Source organism: Corynebacterium sp. FDAARGOS 1242, assembly GCF_016889985.1.
Lineage (GTDB): Bacteria > Actinomycetota > Actinomycetes > Mycobacteriales > Mycobacteriaceae > Corynebacterium > Corynebacterium minutissimum_B.
In genome coordinates this window covers 2,084,535-2,102,053 of the sequence record NZ_CP069568.1, presented here as the reverse complement: position 1 = coordinate 2,102,053, position 17,519 = coordinate 2,084,535, and the positions used below count along the sequence as shown (strand labels likewise).

At 55.2% G+C, this 17,519-nt stretch carries 20 protein-coding genes; 9 read left to right on the top strand and 11 right to left on the bottom strand.

The features are described 5' to 3' along the window. Positions 1 to 43 precede the first annotated feature (43 nt). Together I6J72_RS10065 and I6J72_RS10060 are read left to right on the top strand one after the other, a co-directional pair. Positions 44 to 286 (top strand): DUF2516 family protein, encoded by a 243-nt coding sequence (locus I6J72_RS10065; RefSeq protein WP_370552171.1) that lies wholly within the window; start codon positions 44 to 46, stop codon positions 284 to 286. After that, positions 286 to 726 (top strand): deoxyribose-phosphate aldolase, encoded by a 441-nt coding sequence (locus I6J72_RS10060; protein ID WP_204099082.1) that lies wholly within the window; start codon positions 286 to 288, stop codon positions 724 to 726. The genes I6J72_RS10065 and I6J72_RS10060 overlap by 1 nt, the downstream gene beginning before the upstream one ends. Here the strand turns inward: I6J72_RS10060 and I6J72_RS10055 are convergent. Genes I6J72_RS10055 through I6J72_RS10045 form a run of 3 tightly spaced genes read right to left on the bottom strand, consistent with a single transcriptional unit; the run spans position 723 to position 2,873 of the window. Continuing rightward, positions 723 to 1,523, bottom strand: a complete 801-nt coding sequence (locus I6J72_RS10055; protein ID WP_204099081.1) for a DUF2993 domain-containing protein — start codon at positions 1,521 to 1,523, stop codon at positions 723 to 725. The genes I6J72_RS10060 and I6J72_RS10055 overlap by 4 nt on opposite strands. A 23-nt stretch (positions 1,524 to 1,546) precedes the next feature. Then, positions 1,547 to 2,356 (bottom strand): class I SAM-dependent methyltransferase, encoded by an 810-nt coding sequence (locus I6J72_RS10050; protein WP_204099080.1) that lies wholly within the window; start codon positions 2,354 to 2,356, stop codon positions 1,547 to 1,549. Positions 2,357 to 2,381: 25 nt separating this feature from the next. Then, entirely contained in the window at positions 2,382 to 2,873 is a 492-nt protein-coding gene (locus I6J72_RS10045) for a DUF2505 domain-containing protein (protein WP_070669629.1), read from the bottom strand. A gap of 24 nt (positions 2,874 to 2,897) precedes the next feature. On the opposite strand from I6J72_RS10045, the gene I6J72_RS10040 reads away from it, so the two are divergent. Both I6J72_RS10040 and I6J72_RS10035 read left to right on the top strand, forming a co-directional pair. Next, positions 2,898 to 4,016 (top strand): UDP-N-acetylmuramate dehydrogenase, encoded by a 1,119-nt coding sequence (locus tag I6J72_RS10040; protein ID WP_370552139.1) that lies wholly within the window; start codon positions 2,898 to 2,900, stop codon positions 4,014 to 4,016. Positions 4,017 to 4,091: 75 nt separating this feature from the next. Next, entirely contained in the window at positions 4,092 to 4,289 is a 198-nt protein-coding gene (locus I6J72_RS10035) for a hypothetical protein (RefSeq protein ID WP_070669625.1), read from the top strand. A 3-nt stretch (positions 4,290 to 4,292) separates the two neighbouring features. Here I6J72_RS10035 and I6J72_RS10030 read toward each other — a convergent pair whose 3' ends face one another. After that, on the bottom strand, positions 4,293 to 4,757 hold the full coding sequence (locus I6J72_RS10030; protein ID WP_204099079.1) for an S-ribosylhomocysteine lyase: 465 nt from the start codon (positions 4,755 to 4,757) through the stop codon (positions 4,293 to 4,295). A gap of 84 nt (positions 4,758 to 4,841) precedes the next feature. On the opposite strand from I6J72_RS10030, the gene I6J72_RS10025 reads away from it, so the two are divergent. Then, complete coding sequence (locus I6J72_RS10025; RefSeq protein WP_239107317.1) at positions 4,842 to 6,026, top strand: YihY/virulence factor BrkB family protein; 1,185 nt, start codon at positions 4,842 to 4,844, stop codon at positions 6,024 to 6,026. A gap of 748 nt (positions 6,027 to 6,774) precedes the next feature. Here the strand turns inward: I6J72_RS10025 and aldA are convergent. The 5 genes from aldA to I6J72_RS10000 all read right to left on the bottom strand — a co-directional run bounded on the left by aldA (position 6,775) and on the right by I6J72_RS10000 (position 11,605). Then, positions 6,775 to 8,208, bottom strand: a complete 1,434-nt coding sequence (gene aldA / locus I6J72_RS10020; RefSeq protein ID WP_204099078.1) for an aldehyde dehydrogenase — start codon at positions 8,206 to 8,208, stop codon at positions 6,775 to 6,777. Between the two features lie 19 nt (positions 8,209 to 8,227). Next, positions 8,228 to 9,106: a dihydrodipicolinate synthase family protein gene (locus I6J72_RS10015; RefSeq protein ID WP_204099077.1), complete on the bottom strand. Its 879-nt coding sequence runs from the start codon at positions 9,104 to 9,106 to the stop codon at positions 8,228 to 8,230. A gap of 3 nt (positions 9,107 to 9,109) precedes the next feature. Further along, positions 9,110 to 9,904, bottom strand: coding sequence for an amidohydrolase (locus I6J72_RS10010; RefSeq protein ID WP_204099076.1), 795 nt, complete (start codon positions 9,902 to 9,904; stop codon positions 9,110 to 9,112). A 12-nt stretch (positions 9,905 to 9,916) separates the two neighbouring features. Further along, on the bottom strand, positions 9,917 to 10,708 hold the full coding sequence (locus I6J72_RS10005; protein WP_204099075.1) for an SDR family oxidoreductase: 792 nt from the start codon (positions 10,706 to 10,708) through the stop codon (positions 9,917 to 9,919). A 150-nt stretch (positions 10,709 to 10,858) separates the two neighbouring features. Further along, complete coding sequence (locus tag I6J72_RS10000) at positions 10,859 to 11,605, bottom strand: IclR family transcriptional regulator (protein ID WP_204099074.1); 747 nt, start codon at positions 11,603 to 11,605, stop codon at positions 10,859 to 10,861. 259 nt (positions 11,606 to 11,864) lie between these two features. Here I6J72_RS10000 and I6J72_RS09995 point away from each other — a divergent pair, with 259 nt between their 5' ends. Both I6J72_RS09995 and I6J72_RS09990 read left to right on the top strand, forming a co-directional pair. Further along, complete coding sequence (locus I6J72_RS09995; protein ID WP_204099073.1) at positions 11,865 to 13,067, top strand: enolase C-terminal domain-like protein; 1,203 nt, start codon at positions 11,865 to 11,867, stop codon at positions 13,065 to 13,067. Between the two features lie 13 nt (positions 13,068 to 13,080). After that, on the top strand, positions 13,081 to 13,986 hold the full coding sequence (locus I6J72_RS09990) for an MFS transporter (protein ID WP_239107315.1): 906 nt from the start codon (positions 13,081 to 13,083) through the stop codon (positions 13,984 to 13,986). Between the two features lie 71 nt (positions 13,987 to 14,057). On the opposite strand, the gene I6J72_RS09985 is transcribed toward I6J72_RS09990, so the two are convergent. Both I6J72_RS09985 and istA read right to left on the bottom strand, forming a co-directional pair. Then, positions 14,058 to 14,834 (bottom strand): ATP-binding protein, encoded by a 777-nt coding sequence (locus I6J72_RS09985; protein WP_204098643.1) that lies wholly within the window; start codon positions 14,832 to 14,834, stop codon positions 14,058 to 14,060. Further along, positions 14,831 to 16,465, bottom strand: coding sequence for an IS21 family transposase (gene istA, locus I6J72_RS09980; protein WP_204098642.1), 1,635 nt, complete (start codon positions 16,463 to 16,465; stop codon positions 14,831 to 14,833). Before istA ends, I6J72_RS09985 begins: the two co-directional genes overlap by 4 nt. 170 nt (positions 16,466 to 16,635) lie before the next feature. On the opposite strand from istA, the gene I6J72_RS09975 reads away from it, so the two are divergent. Together I6J72_RS09975 and I6J72_RS09970 are read left to right on the top strand one after the other, a co-directional pair. Beyond that, the gene (locus I6J72_RS09975; protein ID WP_204099072.1) at positions 16,636 to 17,052 is read left to right on the top strand and encodes a hypothetical protein; all 417 of its coding nucleotides are present in this window, start codon (positions 16,636 to 16,638) and stop codon (positions 17,050 to 17,052) included. Next, positions 17,045 to 17,488: an RbsD/FucU family protein gene (locus I6J72_RS09970; protein WP_204099071.1), complete on the top strand. Its 444-nt coding sequence runs from the start codon at positions 17,045 to 17,047 to the stop codon at positions 17,486 to 17,488. The genes I6J72_RS09975 and I6J72_RS09970 overlap by 8 nt, the downstream gene beginning before the upstream one ends. The last annotated feature ends 31 nt before the right edge of the window (positions 17,489 to 17,519 follow it).

Genomic DNA, 17,519 nt, shown 5'->3' with positions numbered 1-17,519 from the left:
CACTTTTCTTGACATCATTGCGTGGATACCGCACTACATTTTCATGGCGGTGTCCATCTTTGCCCTCATCGGTGCCGTCTTGGCGGCCTTGACGCGGGAGGATGCCTTCCGTGCTGGTGACCGCCAGAACAAGTGGGTATGGGTAGCCCTTTTGGGAGGATCGGCGCTGCTCATGAACTTGCCGTTGCCCTTTGTTAGCTGGATTGGCGCGATCATCACCGGCGTGTACTGGTTCGATGTGCGCCCACAGCTCAAGGCCATCATCAACGGCGATTACTCCTACTAATGCGCAGTCTTCTTCAGGCCTCCCTTGAGGAGGTACGTGCACAGTCGCCCGGCCAGCGCGTGGTTGTCTCGCCGCATCATGTCATGGCGGCCGCTGAGGCCGAGCACATCATTTCTGTTGCTGGCTACCCCACCGGGCGCCACCACTCCTTGGTCAAGGCCGCAGAGGCGCGCCTCGCGGTGCAGTCAGGTGCGGCGGAGGTGTGGGTTGCGGTGGATGCTGTGCTTGGTGACGTCACCTCGTTGCTCTCCGAGCTCGTCACCCTTCGCGAGGCTTGCCCGCTGCCCGTGCGCTTGGGCCTGATTCTTTCCGCGGACCCAGCCCTGTCCTATGAGGACCTCGCGCGAACCGCTGAGCAGGCGGGGTATCAGTGCCTCGTCGTGTCAGACGACGACACCTTGCCCAAGCTGGATACCCAGCTTCCCATTGAGCGTCTTTAGCCCGCGGGAGTGGACGCTGGTGCCGGCGCAGTGGCGGCATCGAGCTCGCTCATCGGCACGTCGTGTCCAATCATCGTGAGGGTGACCTCGCCAGCGCCAACGTCGACGGATTCGAAGGTGAGCTGCTGGCCAGCGAGCTGTTCTTCCATGCCTTCTGCCAGGGCATTGGAGATAGCATCTGTGGCCTGACCGGGGAGATCAAAGCCGAAGAGGGATGCATTTTCTGCGTTGATGGCAAGCTTGCCGTCGCGGACCTCCGGCTTAAGGGCGAGCGTGGCCAAGCCGCCGGCGAATTCGACGTTGAGGTCATCCTCGGCGTCGTTGGCGGTGATGGCGGTGACGACGAGATTGCCCACAGCGTCATAGCCGGACTGGTCCGCAATGGCCTTCTGGAAGCTTGCAAGCAGGAATTGATCCGGCACCGTGGTTGAAGCACGCAGCGTGCCCGCCACCGGCTCCTTGGACAAGGTCATGTCCTCCACGTGGATATCGGCGGCCGGCTGGCCAGTGATGGTGGTGCCCTCAATCTTCAACGTGGACGGGGTCTTCATGTCCATCTGCGGAATCTTGCCGTTGAGCATGCCGAAGACCATGGGGCTAGCGCCGAAGCTCACCTCGGGTTCTTCTGAGGTCTCCACGCCCTGCTCCTTGGCGGATTGCACGAACTGGTCTTTCATCTGGGTGCCCAGGAACCAGCGCAGGCCGAGCTCTGCCACCAAGATGATGAGCAGGAGTGCCACGAGCACGCCGATGAAGATTTTCCAGGCCGTTGCGGCGGGAGATTTAGAAGAAGCCATGACTACTAGTGTGGCGCACTGGCTTAAAGTCCGCCAACTACAACGTCCCAATCCACTGTGAGCACGTTATCCCGCAGGCGGCGATGGACCGGGTGGAGAGGAATGGTGCCCTGGAGCTGCTCGCGAGCCATGCGCCAGCGCACCCGCGGGCCGTAGGGAGCCCAGCCAGCGGCGCGGTCCCAGGCGTCATCAGCCGCCTGCAAAAGATCATGGATCGGCTCGCCGGGTACATTCTTGTGAATAAGGATTTTGGGCAGGCGCTCCGCAATATCGCTGGGGCGCTCCACGTCGAACGGATCCCAAGCGAGAGTCAGGGAGAGGGGACCTGAGACGTCGAGAAGCACCCAGGCGGCCCTGCGCCCCAACTCATCGCAGGTTCCCTCCACGAAGAACCCGCCGGGCGCTAGGCGCGAGGTCACCGTATCCCAGGCTTTTTCTACCTGGTCCACGTCATACTGGCGCAGCACGTTGAAGGCGCGCACCAGCTGCGGGCGGTAGCCGGCCAGCTCGAAGCCGCCGAGCTCAAAGGTCACGCCATCGCGCGGCGGCAGCACGCGCTCCGGGGAAATCTCCAGTCCCGTCACGCGCGTGCGGGGATTAACACTGCGCAGCCAGCCGGCCCACTCCACCGTGGTGGTATGTGAGGCACCGTAGCCCACGTCGAGCGCCAGCGGCTCATCCGTGGAGCGCAGCAGGGAAGAAATCTCCGGGTGTGCCACCATCCAGCGGTCACAGCGGCGCAGACGATTGGGGTTGGTAGTACCCCGGGTAACCACGCCAAAAGGCCGACCAGCGCTTTCCTGTGCTCGCAGGTTATGCGCGTGATCGGCCATGACAGTAACGGAAGGGGTTACACGTTTAGAGGTTGTTGGAGATCCACTCTTCGGTGAGCTTGCCCTCGTTGGTGTAGAGCTCCTGCAGAGCCTCAGCGACCTTCGGCTCGATGGCAGCGCCCATCATCGGGATGTTGACGGAAACCTCAGAGACGTAATCCAGAGCGGTGGACTCGCCCTGGCCCTTGTAGGTGATGTCACCCTTGAAGTCGACTGGGGTGCCCTTGACGTCAGCGGTGAAGGAGACGGACATCTGATCATCGACAACCTCGCCGATGGTCACGGTGCGCTTTTCCTTGAGGTCCTGGGAGACCATAGCGCGGACAGCCTCCGGCAGGAGGGACGTCGGCAGAATTTCGTAGAGCACGGCGGTGTTGCCGGTGAACTCGTGCACGGTACCCGGTTCCGGGGACAGCTTGGCCACGATGAAGTCCCAGTACTCCTGAGTGGTCAGTGCCTTGTGCACCTTATCGATGGGCTGGTTGATGATAACGGTGTTTTCGCTACGGGTTGACATGAGTTACAGACTACCTTGGTAGACGTGCTAGATAAATTCATGACTCTCGCTGAACTAGACGGTGTCACTCTCGATTCCGAGACCACCTTCGCCGATCTCACCACTCTGCGCATTGGCGGTGCCCCGCTGGTGACGGTGCGGTGTGCCAGCGCTGAGGCCGCTATCGCGGCATTAGCAGTGCTTGACGACGCCTCCCAGGACTACCTCGTCGTCGGCGGCGGCTCCAACCTCGTCGTTGCCGAAGGTCAGCTCGATGTCGTGGTGGTCATCCTCGACTTTGAGGACATCGATGCCTCCGTGGCGGATGGAATTGTCCGTGCCGATGCCGGTGCAGTGTGGGATGACGTCGTGGCCCTGTCCGCCGAGTGCGGCTTGGGCGGCATTGAGTGCCTTTCCGGGGTCCCGGGCAACGCCGGCGCCGTGCCGGTGCAGAACGTGGGCGCATACGGCGCTGAGACCTCTGACGTCCTCACGCAGGTCTACCTCTACGAGCGCGCTACCCGCACCGCATCGTGGGTACCCGCCGCGGACCTGGACCTGGCCTATCGCTACTCCAACCTCAAGTTCACCGGACGTGGAGTGGTGCTGGCTATTGAGCTCCGGCTGACCACCGATGGACTGTCGAAGCCCCTGCGCTTTGGCCAACTCACCCAGAACCCCGGGGAGCGCCGCCCCGTCGCCGAAGTCCGCGAGGAGGTGCTGGCGCTGCGCCGCGGCAAGGGTATGGTGCTCGATCCAGAAGACCATGACACCTGGTCAGCTGGTTCCTTCTTCACCAACCCCATCGTGGAACCGCAGCTCGCCGATTCCATCCAAGAAGCCGTCCGCGCCGCCCGCGGCGATGAGGATGCTGACCGCATGCCCCGCCACGCGGTGGGTGAAACCACCGCGTCAGGAGAAGGAAAGGAAAAACTCTCCGCTGCCTGGCTCATCGAACGCGCCGGCTTTGCCAAGGGGTACCCGGGCCAACAGTCCGGTGCGCGGGCAACCCTGTCCACCAAGCACACCCTGGCCCTGACCAACCGCGGTGAGGCCACCGCAGAAGACATCGTCGCCCTTGCCCGCGAAATCCGCGCTGGGGTTCAGAAGGCCTTCGGCGTAACGCTGGAGCCAGAACCCATCTGGCTAGGGGTAGAAATATAAGTAAAAAAGATTTAAAATGGCGTTGAATTACTAGCCCGCCGCCGGCAGACACTAGGTGCCCAGAAAGGACAAAACATGTACATCCCCAAAGACGTACTTTTCGCCATCCTCCTCTTTGTCTCGGCCCTTCTCTGCGCGGTGGCGATCCTGTTAGTCCCAGGCCTGTTCGCGGAGTTCAGCGCAGCGCGCTGCACCTTGATGGCGAGTGTCTTGGGGCTCGGCGTCACCGGGCTGTTTGTCGCCCGTACCCAGATCCGACGCCTTGAGCACTAGCGCTTAGGTCATGACGTTGAGCCACTCATCCTTGGCCGCCAGGAAATCGCGCGCAGCCTCCTGTGCGCCCTCGAGCGAGTGGTGGGCGCCCCAGCCGCACTGCACCTCGTTGGCGGCGGGAACCTCGGTGGCGTTAAGGATGTCATTGAGCGCGCCCTCGACCGCGCGGAGTAGCTCATCTTGCTCCATGCCATTGGTGATGGCATAAAAACCGGTACGGCAACCCATCGGGGCAAAGCCAATGAGCTTGTCGGTGTAGTTGCGCATGAAGTTGGCCATCATGTGCTCGACCGAGTGCAGAGCCTCGGTGCCAAGATGTGCCTTGTTGGGCTGGCAGAAGCGCAGGTCATACTTAATAATTTCGACCCCGCCGCCCAGGTCGGTGCGGTCGGCGACGCGGATATAGGGGGCGTCGACAAGCCGGTGGTCGAGCTCGAAGGACTTCACATTGATCTTGTTCTCAGTCATGTCTCCCCAGTGTAACCACGGGCTGGACCGAGGCCCGAGTGTCCTGCCCCTGAACGCGGGCTGTACCGCATACGCTGGACAGATATGAGCGACGAGGAGATTGGGGGCAACGCCATCCCGGTCGAAAGACCAGAGACCATCGTGCCGTGGAAGAGCTCGAGCATCCTCGAGGTTGAGGGGCACGATGATGCCCGCGATCCTTTTGCCAAAGGCAACCGCCTTCGCCGGGAGAGTTGGGGACTAGTTGTGCGCCGCACGTGGAATGACTTCTTCCACGATGCCTTCATGGACCGCGCCGCCGGAATGACGTACTTCACGCTCATGGCGTTTGCGCCCACGGTGCTGGCGGCCTACTCCATCGCTACTCTTATCTTTTCCTCCCGCAGGGAGGAAGTAGAGCAGCTGACCTCGCAGTTCATTGAACAGTACATCCCCAGCTCCTTCTCTGAGGAAGCGAATGTCGTTGTCAGCGCGATTATTGGTTCAAGCGCCCAAGGTACCTTCGCCTTGATCGGGTCGTTGGCCATCTCCCTGTTTTCTGCTTCGGCATATGTGCGGGCCTTCGCACGCACAGCCAATACCGTGTACGGACGGGTAGAAGGTCGCGGCATCATCCGCACGTGGTCGCTGATGTGGGGGCTGACCGCCATCATTGTCATTGGCGCGGTCATCGTGCTCTTTGCCAATTTGCTGCGTGACACCGTCATTAGCGAGGCCATCTACCCCTTAGCCCGCCAGGTCGGCCTTGAAGATGCCGCTACCTACCTGGTGCAGGCCTTCCTCCCCGTGTGGAATTGGCTGCGCTTCCCCGTCACGGTGGTCGTGGTCCTCACGCTGATTGCAGTGCTCTACCACTTCAGCCCTAATGTGCGGCCGAGTCGCTTTCGCTGGATTACTTACGGTTCCGTGGTAGCGCTCGTGGGCACCGTTGGGGTCTGGGGTTTGTTCGGCCTCTACATCATGTATCTTGCTGGAGCAAGTGCTTATGGCGCGTTGAGTACCATCCTGGCTCTCTTCATGGCCATCTGGTTGATGAATACGTCCCTCATTGTGGGCATCAAGATTGATGCCGAGGTGCTGCGTGCAAAGGAGCTGCAACTAGGGATGCACTCGGAACGCTTCATCCAAGCCCCGCCACGCTCAGATGCGTCCTCACGCGCCCAGGCCCGCGCGCAGAAACGCCTTGAGTACAAGGCGCGGGAGATTTCCGATAACGCGCGGCAGGCGCAGGACGAGACGGCAGAAGAGTCAGACGAAGAACGCGCCTAAACGCCAAAACTTTGCCTCCGCGCCGTAGGCGGTTTCAAGTGATGGATGTATCACTTGAATAGTTTTGGATTCTCTCTTCTGGGGCGTATCAGTCGAGGACTCTTCTGGGGTGTCCGTTGCGTAGGTCTTGAATGTGTTGGATGCCCTTGTCGATCAGGGGACTAAAGTCGATTCCTTAAGGGCATGAAGTTTATTCATATCATTCTTATGTTTCGATTTGGGGCGGTTGGTACGTACCGAGGTTCTGTGTATCGGGTAGTGCATTGGGACTTCTTTTATAGTTTAAGCTGGCGGCACCGCAATTCGACGGTGGGGTACTCACGAACATTTTCGATCGTGCCGGTCGGTTCCCATCACTCATCGCCTCGCGAATAGCTGCTGCCTCTTGTGTCGAAACACTGCCAGACAGGGGCGGAGCCGCATTGCACGTAAGCTGTCTCAACGATGGCCACTGAATCAATGTCGGAGACTTCGACATGCGCAAGGTCTCCGGCCCAGAAGGCCCAGATGACTAAAATACTCGGCCGGTTAAGTACCAACTACGCAGAACACAGGTACTAAAATCCGCATCTGGCACTCATGGGGTAGAACGCGGTAACTTGCCGCCGTGCTGACCATTCCTAGACTGACAGCGACACCGTTCTCTAGTAGGAGAACCCTTGCTCCACCTCGCCAACTCTCTTGCCTAAGAAGCGCTGGTGAAGGACCGAGGGGAGCGGTCCGAACTGCTGGCAGAAGCGTAGGGGGCCTACAATTTCGATTCAGTGTAGACAACGTGAGTTTCCACGTATTCTAGGAGGCCATGCTTGCCATCCGCTCCGCCGATTCCGGAATTTCTACGGCCCGCATGAAATCCTTGCATCGCTTCGAAATTCTCGCGGTTAATATACGTTTCTCCGTACTGTAGCTCTCGCGACGCTTTCATTGCGTGATGCAGGTTTTCGGTATAGATCGAGGAAGTTAATCCGTAGTCGGATGTGTTGGCGAATTCCAGTGCTTCATCGAGGTCGTCTACGACGACAATTGGCAGCACCGGGCCGAATACTTCCTGCCGGGTAATCGCACTTCCCTTCTTGACGTTGTCAAGAATCGTTGGTTTGAAGAAGTAGCCTTCGGGGAGCGTCTGATCGCGCTCGCCGCCGCAAAGAACATCGGCGCCTTCCTGAACTGCTTCTTCGACGAATTTTTCGACCCTAGAAAGCGCAGCTGAGTTAATTAATGGGCCCATGTCAAGATCCGCATCTGTACTGGTGTCTCCGTATCTTGTGGAATCGAACTTATCCACCAACTTCGAGACGAATTCCTTGTGCACGTCCTTTTGGACTAGGACGACTTCAGCGCAGTTACACACTTGACCGGTATTGATGACCCGCGAATTCCAGATCGCGTCTGCTGCTAGATCCAAATCAGCGTCCTCGAGAACAATTGCAGGAGCTTTTCCGCCTAACTCGAGGTTTACTCGCGTGAGATTCTCCGCGGCAGCCGCCATGATCTTTTTGCCGGTATTGACAGACCCTGTCATCGAAATCAGATTCACATCTGGAGATGATGTGATCGCAGCGCCTACAGTTGCACCAGTCCCAAAAACCATGTTGAAGACACCAGCTGGTAATCCTGCTTCTTCAACAAGCACGCAGAATGCGGCTGCGTTGAGCGGCGTCTCTTCACTTGGCTTCATCACAACCGTATTTCCGGTGAGCAATGCGGGGGCAAGCTTTCTTACAATCAAAAAGAACGGGAAGTTCCAAGGAAGGATTGCTCCCACTACGCCAACGGGTTTATACGTCAAAGTAATGACTTCGTTGGGACGATCTGATGGCAGTACTTCGCCCTCCAACTGACGCGCGAAGCCCGCCATGTAGTCCAGGTAGTCGGCCGAAAAACCGACCTCGGTAGCTGCAAGGCTCTGTGTCTTACCTTGTTCCTCAACGAGGTACTGGGCAAGTGATTCCGAGTCTCTACGGATCAGTGACGCAAGCTTAACTAGAAATCCGGCACGATCAATCATGGTGCGCTTCGCCCAGTCCGGCTGCGCCTGCTTTGCAGCTTTAATTGCAAGGGAGACTACGTGTTCTTCGGAATCTGGGGCTTCACCGAGTAGCACTCCATTGGAAGGGTTGCGAACAGGGATCTGGTTTTCGGCAGAGGAGAACTCTCCACCGACGTAGTTTTGGATGCTCATTATGGCTCTTTCTGGGTAGCTAGATTTCAGATACGAGAGTTTCAATCAATTGCTTCTCGCTATCTGATAACGGAATGTGGTGGGCTCGGGTACCTACTTCGAAATTGAGCGCAGACTTTGCCCGAGTAGCGTATTGAATTGTGGGGATAAACCAGTTTCCGACTTCGTAGATTGCCATCAGACGAGAAATTGCAGAGGCACAATTCAAAGCAGTGCCGTAATCTTGGTTTTCATAGGAGCGATGCATTTTCACAAAAGTCTCAGGTACTACGTTCGTGAGTCCGCTTAGAACTCCTGCGCCTCCAGCAACGCGGTTCGAGATGTAGTATTCGTCGAAACCAGAAAGCACTGCGAAGTTATCGCCGGTCGCTTTAATCTCTTGTCGATTATGGGCGATAGAGTCAACCGTGTCCTTCAATCCGACAATGTTCGGATTCGCGGAGTTCAGTCGCCTGACCAGTGAGGGGCTCAGGTCGGTTCCCGTGCGGTCAGGAAAGTTGTACAGGATTATTGGTGTATCAGTGGCGCGCGCGAGCTCTGTAAAATACTGTTCGGCCTGCTCTTCCGTGGGGCCAAAGTAGTACGGACTAACCACAACTGCCCCGTCGGCACCAGCAGCTCCTGCTTTTCGCGTCAACTGGGCGGTTTCATCTAGGCTATTGGTTCCAGTCCCGACAAGGAGCTGGGTCCGATCGCCGAGGCACGATTTCGCGAATTTGGTCGCCTCAATTTTTTCTTCGGGGGAGAAGCTATAAAACTCTCCAATACTTCCGAAGATTAGTATTCCATTGACTCCAGCCTGAGCCAGATTGGTAAGGTGTTCTTCCCACGCTGCAAAGTCGAACTCTCCATCTGCAGTTAGCGGTGTGATGGAAGGACAATAGATTCCAGGTTGCAATTCTTATACTCCTAAACGATAAATGGCGGACGCATTGTTCTTAAACACTGCCGGATCATCCCCAAAGACATTCCGCACAAGCTGTACCTGCTGAGCGACGGCTTCCCTCACTGCTCCTACCGGCCAGTTTGACGCAAACAATAAGCGGTCAGTACCGAAAGTATTTTTGACAAACTGAAGAATCTCATGAGCGAGACCAGGTTCATCAACGGGAATGCCGGACAATTTGCAAAAGGTATTTGGCGTATTCGCGAACTCGCGAAGGTTCTGCATGTTTTCTGAGGTGAGGGCAGAGATATTGCCAACATGATTGAGAATTATTGAGGCGTCCGGCACCAGCCTGGAGGCTTGGGCAATGTCAGGGATTTCTTGTGGCCGAATTACAGCATCGAACGGCAAACCGTGATTAGAGAGCAACTCTAATCCTGCAAGGAAGCTTTCCTCGAGGCAGCGCCCTGGTTCTGCTGACGGGGTGTGGAGAACTTCGCGGACACCATTGGAATCAGCGAGTATGTCCATCTCAGCAGAGAGTTTAGCCTGGCTGACTATGCCAAAAGCCGGAATAAATGTCTTTAGTTGACGTACTAATAGGTGCTCCTCGTGAGGATCTTCGCAGTCAGCTTCGATGTGGACTAACCCCACTAGGCGTACGTCGTCTATCTGCTCATATTGGCGCATCAGTTCATGAACAGAGAAAGAGCGCTTAAGTGCTGCGGGTTCAGTTTCTAACCAGGGCAGCGTTTGTTTCTCTAGATTCCACTGGTGAAAGTGACTGTCGATTATGTCAAGGGCGCTCAAATCTCGACCTCCCTATTGCTGTAGAGCACGGTCTAAGTGAACATATCCGCCATCGACATGAATCCATTGGCCGGTTGTGTGCGAAGAACGCGGTGAGAGCACGAAGACTGCAGTGTCAGCAATCTCCTCCACAGAAGTCATCCGCGCTCCGAGCGGAATATTGTGGGTGATCTCGTTGAGTCGCGCTTTTTGGGCGTCTTCGTCGCCAAAGCTAGTGATCCACTTCTCATAGAGAGGCGTCCAGGCTTCAGCGACAATGATCGCATTGCTTCGCACATTATCCTTTGCAAGTGCAGCTGCCCATTCTCGAGTTAAACCCAGGATGGCGCCTTTCGCAGCTGCATATGCGGAAGTGTGGCCCTGTCCGGTTAGCGCAGTCTTGGATCCAATGTTCAGAATCGAGCCTGAAGATTTCTTCAAATGGGGAAGAGCAGCTCGCACCAGCTCGTAATAATGAGTCAAGTTTGCGTGCAACGACTCCTCGAACTGCTCCCATGACGTGTCTTCTAGGCCAAGGTTGTCATTCGCGCCGGCATTATTTACCACTCCATATAGGGAACCGTATTTGCCGATGACTTCATCAACAACACTTTGGATCTTGTCGGTGTCGCGGAGATCAATGGTGAAGTATGAAAAATCTTCGCATACAGCGTGGAGAGCGGACTCGAAGTCCTCATCAATTGGATTCCTGTCTATAACTACGGGAATTGCGCCTTCCTTGGCTAAGGAAAGAACGATGCCTTTGCCAATTCCCTTCTTGCCGCCTGTAACAGCGACCACCTTTCGGTTTAGGTTGAGTTCCATATACTCGTTACCTCCGGTAAACAAAGTTGACTCCACATGGAACACGGTTCCATGTGGAGTCAACTTTAGCGCAGATTTACGTGATGTAAACCCCTTCTGCAAAAACAAGTGATTTACATCCAAGAATAGAGCTAACCTTTGCGGAGAAGGCTATGAAGCGCCGATAGCGTGAGATACCCCGTCTGCAGCCTCCAAGACGAGTGGTGCGTACTCCTCAAGGTCAGGGATGCTTTTTTCCATCGCCAAGGCTGTCATCGAGATTGCGTATTTGACATGTCCGTCCCGTGCTTTAACTGGGGCCCCAATGCAGCGGATTCCAGGGACATTTTCTTCGTTATCGAAGCAGTACCCCGTGCTTTTTATGTACTTGAGCTCTTGCTGCAGCTCTGCGAGCGAGGTAATTGAATTCGGCGTTCTTGCCGGTAAGCCGGCAGCTACTGCTACTTCTGCGACATCGTTCGTGGGTAGAAAAGCAAGGATTGACTTACCGATCGCAGTGGTGTGCAGCATCAAGGATTGCCCAACGCCTGAGGGGATGTGATATGGCGCCACCCCCTCAATCTTGGAAAGGTAGATAGCTTCGGTTTTTACTAACCCGCCAAGGTGTACCGTCAGGCCCGTGTGGTCCACTAGGTGCCGTAGATGTGGTTCGGCAGCTTGGGAGATATCGATACTGTTGAGCGCCGTGCCACCTAGCTTTAGCAGGGTGGGTCCGGGGAAATAATCGCCGACTTCGCTTTGTCCGATGTACTCGTAGTCCAAGAGCGTCTGGATTAGGCGGTGCACGGTGGCCTTCGGGAAGCCGGTGGCCTTTACGATATCAGTGAATCGCGGGTGTGCGATGGCTGCCTCGAGGACTACCAGTGTCTTGTCTGCTGCAGTCAGGGATTTATTCACACCTACAAGTGTACGAACCTCACGGGTAGTGGCGAATCTGGGGGCGGGAAACTAAAGAAAACCATGTGGTGCAAATTACCCCTTGCGCATCTACGTGATGGCTACTACATTTGCCATAACAGCAGAACACGGTTCTACTGTACGGAATAATTGCGTTGTCAATACCACACGGAGGCCTCGTTCGATGAGTCGAATTACTGACCTAAAGACGTATGATTTCAGATTTCCGACTTCGGCAACTTTGTCGGGATCTGACGCCATGAATCCAGATCCGGACTACTCATCCGCATATTTGGAAGTGCACACAGACGCGGGAGAAGTAGGTGTCGGATTTGTCTTTTCCATTGGAAGAGGCAACGACATCATTGTTAAAGCTATTGACACGCTGGCCGAGAGGTTTTTAGGTAAGGAAATCGAGCCGTACCTAGAGAAAATGGGCAGTGCTTGGAAGGAACTTGTTTATGATTCTCAAATCCGTTGGTTAGGGCCGGAGAAAGGTGTCGCTCACATGGCAATTGGTGCGATACTTTCCGCCTTTTGGGACCTCAAGGCAAAAAGAGCGAACAAGCCATTGTGGCTGCTTCTGGCGGAACTGGAGCCAGAAGAGCTGGTGGAAACGCTGGATTTCCGTTACCTCTCCGATGCTCTTACTCCTGAGGAGGCCTTGGAAATCCTGCGGCAAGGCCAAGAAGGTAAGGAGACCCGAATTCAGCAGTTGCTCGAGGAAGGCTATCCAGGGTATTCGACCGCCGCTGGGTGGCTCGGGTACAGCGACGAAATGATGCTCAGTCTTGCTAAGCGGGAAACGGAAGAAATGGGATTCTCGCTAATCAAGCTTAAAGTCGGGCAGAATCTGGATGATGACCTTCGTCGTTTGTCGTTGGTACGTAAGGCCATCGATCCCAACGTAAAACTCGCGGTCGATGCCAACCAGGTTTGGGATGTTCCCGACGCTATTGAGTGGATCAATAAGTTCCACGAGTTTGACTTGGCATGGGTCGAAGAACCTACGAGTCCGGATGACGTGCTAGGTCACGCGACCATTGCTAAGGCTATTGCCCCGATCCCTGTAGCGACGGGGGAACAGATGCAGAGCAGAATTCTCTATAAACAGTTTCTTCAGGCAGAGGCGTTTGGGGTTATGCAAGTTGATGCAGCCCGAGTTGCCGGTCCACAGGAGCTGATTGTCCAGTATCTCTTGGCGAAAAAGTTCGACACGCCCGTTTGTCCTCACGCCGGTGGTGTTGGGCTCTGCGAGTCAGTGCAGCACTTCGCAATGTTTGACTTTGTTGCCATCTCTGGCACAACGGAAAACCGAATGATCGAGTACGTCGATAACCAACATGAGCACTTCATTGATCCGGTGATGATCAGAAACGGCAACTACGTTGCACCACGCTCGCCCGGCAATAGTTGTCAGATGAAGTTGGAAGCAGTCAAACAATATGAGTTCTCTGGATAGAAGGGTGACGGACATGTCTGATGTGAACTTAAACAAAACAGACCAGGATGGAGTGAATAGCAGTTTCGTTTATCCCGGTCTGCTGCTACCGTTTGCCCTGATTGTTGCGTGTTTCGCGGCTTGGGGAATCTCCACTGACCTCACTGCACCGATGGTTAATGTCTTCAGCTCAGTTTTCGACATGAGTGCATTTCAGTCAGCGTTGGTGCAATTTGCCTATTTCGGTGCGTATTTCCTTCTGGCGATTCCTGCTGCAATCATTAACTCCAAGTTTGGTTTCAAAGGTGGCGTGGTTATTGGAATGTCACTAGCTGCTGCCGGAGCCTTCCTGTTTTTTCCTGCAGCGGAACTAATGACATTTGGTACATTCCTGCTTGCTTTGTTTGTCTTAGCAGGCGGTTTATCGATTGTCGAGACCTCAGCGAACCCTTTTGTAATGTCCCTTGGGCCAGAACACAATGCAACGCGTCGATTGAACTTTGCACAGGCATTTAATCCAATCGGTTCGAACATTGGTGTCCTAATGGCAACTCTCTTGGTCGCTCCGCATATCTCCGAGGCTGTGGCGAGGCAGGGGATGAGCGAGGAGGAGTTGCTTGCTCAGACATCTAGCGAACTCGAAAAAGTGATGGTCCCGTACATCATTCTCGGAATTCTGTATTTGAGTCTCGCGGTAGCGATTGCTGTAGTCAAAATCCCTAAAAACCAGCGAATGGAGGAGACCGATTTCTCAGGGGTTGAGCCTGGTGTCTTCGGCCGCTTGATCCGGAATAAGACGTACAGATTTGGCGTTGTCGCACAGTTCTTCAATATCGCAGCACAGACCTGCATTTGGACGTTCTTGCCATTTTACGTGCAATACACGCTGGGGGCTTCAAAATCAGATGCGGGCTGGTGGTTGTTAGGACCACGGATTTAGTAACGCCGTGGTGAGCAAGCAGTAACGCCCGGGTGAGTATTGAGTAACACCCGGGCGTTGACTATGAGCAACTATTCTGCGTTGGCTTCTAGGCGCATGTTGGGTCCTTCCAGTGTGATGATCTCAGCGCCAACGACGAGTCGATTCAGGATTGACTCGGCGATGACAGCGTCCGGGATGGATTTGTACCACTCATCGGGCGTGAACTGGGAGGTCACGATCGTTGATCCCCGGTGTTCGCGTTCGGCAAGAATATTGAGCAGCTGGTGTGCTGTGGCAGCATCAATCGGGGTTGTTAGGAAGTCGTCAAGAACGAGGACGTCTGCCAGGTGCAGGTCTTGAAGAAACTCCATGCGTGCTGTGTCATTATGGCGTAGCACCATTAGCTGGTTGGCTAGTGTGTCTGTGCGGAAGAAACGGGCGGAGTAGTCGTTTCTGCACGCGGCGGTAAGCAGTGCTTGGGCCAGGTAGGTTTTGCCGACGGATGATTTGCCGAGGATGACAATGCTTTGCGCTTTTTGACACCATTGGCAGTGAGCGAGTCTGGTGATTTGCTCTTTGTTGAGGTTGCGGCTGGGCGCGTAGGTGATGTCTTCGATACATGCATCGAGATTTGGCGATCGGGATGCTTTGAGTAATTTGTTGACTCGTCTCTCACGCTTGGCCGCGACTTCTTTATCGAGTGCGTAGAGCACCTTGTCGGAAAAACTCCACGAGTCGAAGACAGGATCTGCGGCAATATCAATCACGGTTCGCCCGAAGGCCGTCATTCGCAGATCGGTAAAGATCGGCAGGACCGATTCATCTAGAAAGCGTGCTGATGCTGATGCTGGTTGTGGCTGTGTCATGACTTCGAAGGTCCTTTCTTCCTAAGGTTTTCCATGCTGAACTGGGCAGACCCACCCAGATACGCGCCGCGGGTATCACGTGCGTGAACTGCTGGTGGTGTTTCAGGCGGTGTTGTTGGCGCAAGATCATGGCCTGTCGGGCGGGTGGATTGGTCTTTGCGTACCGCAGCCATCATGTTTTTCACCGCGGTATACGACACGGCCCTCCTTGCGCCATCAGGTGCGATCAAGCGGGCACAGGCTTGTTCCAAAATCGCCTTGTTGGCGTGCTTGCCCATATTTAGTACGTTTCGACACGACTGATACGCCTGGGCAGGGATTGCCTTTGCGCTGATGAGTTCTGCGATGACTTTCTGGGTCGCTGGCCCGATCTTGGCCGCTTCACGGTAGAAGTAGTCACTGGTCCACAGCCCTGTGGTATCAGCCATGTTGGCAGGAATATGATCCACGTCAGTGACATAGATCCCCCGGGCTTGGGCAAGCCGGTGGGTGGCAACACGCTGCCCAGCGTCAAAGACAGTAACTTCGTTGCCAGTGATACGTACATCGACAGTCCGGCCGACGAGCTGGTAGGGCACCGAATAGTGAGCAGTATTGACGGTGATGTGGAAGTTGGGGGCGACTTTCGCACGTTTCCATTCGGTATGCTGCCACGGTGTTGTGGGAAGTTGGCCAAGCACATCACGTTCAAACTCATTAAAGAGCATTCTTCTGCTGGTGTAGGTGCCACGAAACGGGACCGCGTCATTGATATCGTCAACTAGGCTGCGGATGCGTGCATTGAGTTCATCAAGCCCAACGCATTGATGCCCGTGGAGGGTATGGATGACTTTTTGGGTGATGATCTTGACAGCCGCTTCCACGTTCGCCTTGTCCTTCGGACGCCGAGCACGAGCAGGCAGCGCGGCAGTGTTGTAATGCTCGAGGAATTCCTCGTAGGTGGAATTAACCTGCCGGTTGCGGTCAGCAGCACCAATTGCGTGTGACGCTGTCGAAGCATTATCAGGCACAATGACTTCAGCAACGCCACCGAAGTATTCAAACGCTTGGATATGTGCCCACAGCCACGCCGCTTGCCGCTGGTTCGGGCAAGCACAGGCAAACAGCATTCCCGAATATGGCAGTGACGCCACGAAAATACTGACTTTTGTACCCCGGGCATCAATCGGGTCAAACAGCCGCATCGTGGTACCGGCCCAGTCGACTTGCATAGTGTGTGCCGGGATATGCGTAATGCGTGCGGTAAGTCCTGTGGCATCAACGTGTTCGGCGACAAGCTGGCGGAACCGCTCGTAGCTGTAGTAACGCTGAGACGGACGAGCAGGTTGGGTGGTGTAGCGACCCCACAAGACTTGGAGAGTGACTTTGTTTCGGCCGGTGCGTGCTTTAGCCACCGCGTCGAAGTCGATGGGCACGAAATCTCCTTGGGCAAGACTTCGACCATCAACAAACCATGTGGCCATTTCTTCGTCGGTGATACCGGCGAGTTGTTCATCGGTTGCGATCTGGTGTGCCGCCATTGCCTGGCGGGCCTTTTGAACTGTGGTATGCGAGCAACGCACAGTCGAGCAGATTTGACGGACGGACCAGCCTTGTAAGACAAGATCCATCACGGCCCGGTAATCAGTCACGATCGGACTCCTCTGATTATGCCGCGAGCCCTTTTGTCACGCGGTCAGAAGAATCTTCTCCCAAAGTGTTACTCGATACTCACCATCCCGTTACTGGATAGTCACCACGGTGTTACTAGATACCCCCGCGCAACAGGTGGTTGCAGTTGTCACTGATTTCCTTCTTGCTAATGCGATTTGTGATGGTCTGGCTCATGGGCAAGTTTGACGGCCGATTGCTCTTGACCATTATGTGCGGCGCAGGAGTGGTGTTGTCCCTAGTTGGAGTTCTTCTAGGGAATGTCGTGGGTGCCCTCTGTATTGCAGCACTATCTGGATGCATCTCGCTTCTTTTCCCGACAATTTATGGAGTTGCTCTTACCGGTGTCGGCAAGGACACCAAGTTTGCATCCTCGGGCTTGGTCATGGCTATCGTGGGCGGCGCCATTGCGCCTTTGGTCCATGGAAGCTTGCAGGACGCTACAAACCCGCAGTTTGCTTTCATTTTTGTCTTGGTCTGCTTCTTGATTGTCGGTGCTTTCGGTGTCTATTCCATGCGTCACGGCATCGATCGAAAGGCCCAGGAGAAGGACTCCACCAATGCTTAAAGGGATTCCACCCATCTTGTCTCCTGACCTTTTGAAGGTACTGGCAGAAATGGGACATGGTGACGAGATAACAATTGCAGATGCTCACTACCCACTTTCGGGAGCGGGTGGCCAGATCATTCGCGCTGATGGGCATCGGATATGCGACCTTTTAGAGGCTATTATGAGGTACTTCCCTCTGGATCAATATCACGAATGGCAGTACGCGCTGATGGAGCCCGTTGCGGGAGACACAGCACCAGTTGTTTGGCAGGCATATGGCGAGATAATTGGTAGGCATGATCCTGCAGAAGAAGCCTTGCTAGAGCGATTTGAGTTTTACCGACGAGCTAGTCACTCCCATGCGACGATCATGACCAGTGAGACGGCGCAATATGCAAACATCATTCTGAAAAAAGGGGTAATCGTGAACTCCCCTGAAGGGCCAAAAGGCTGAGTGCGACCTCGTAGGAGAGAATGGAGCCAGA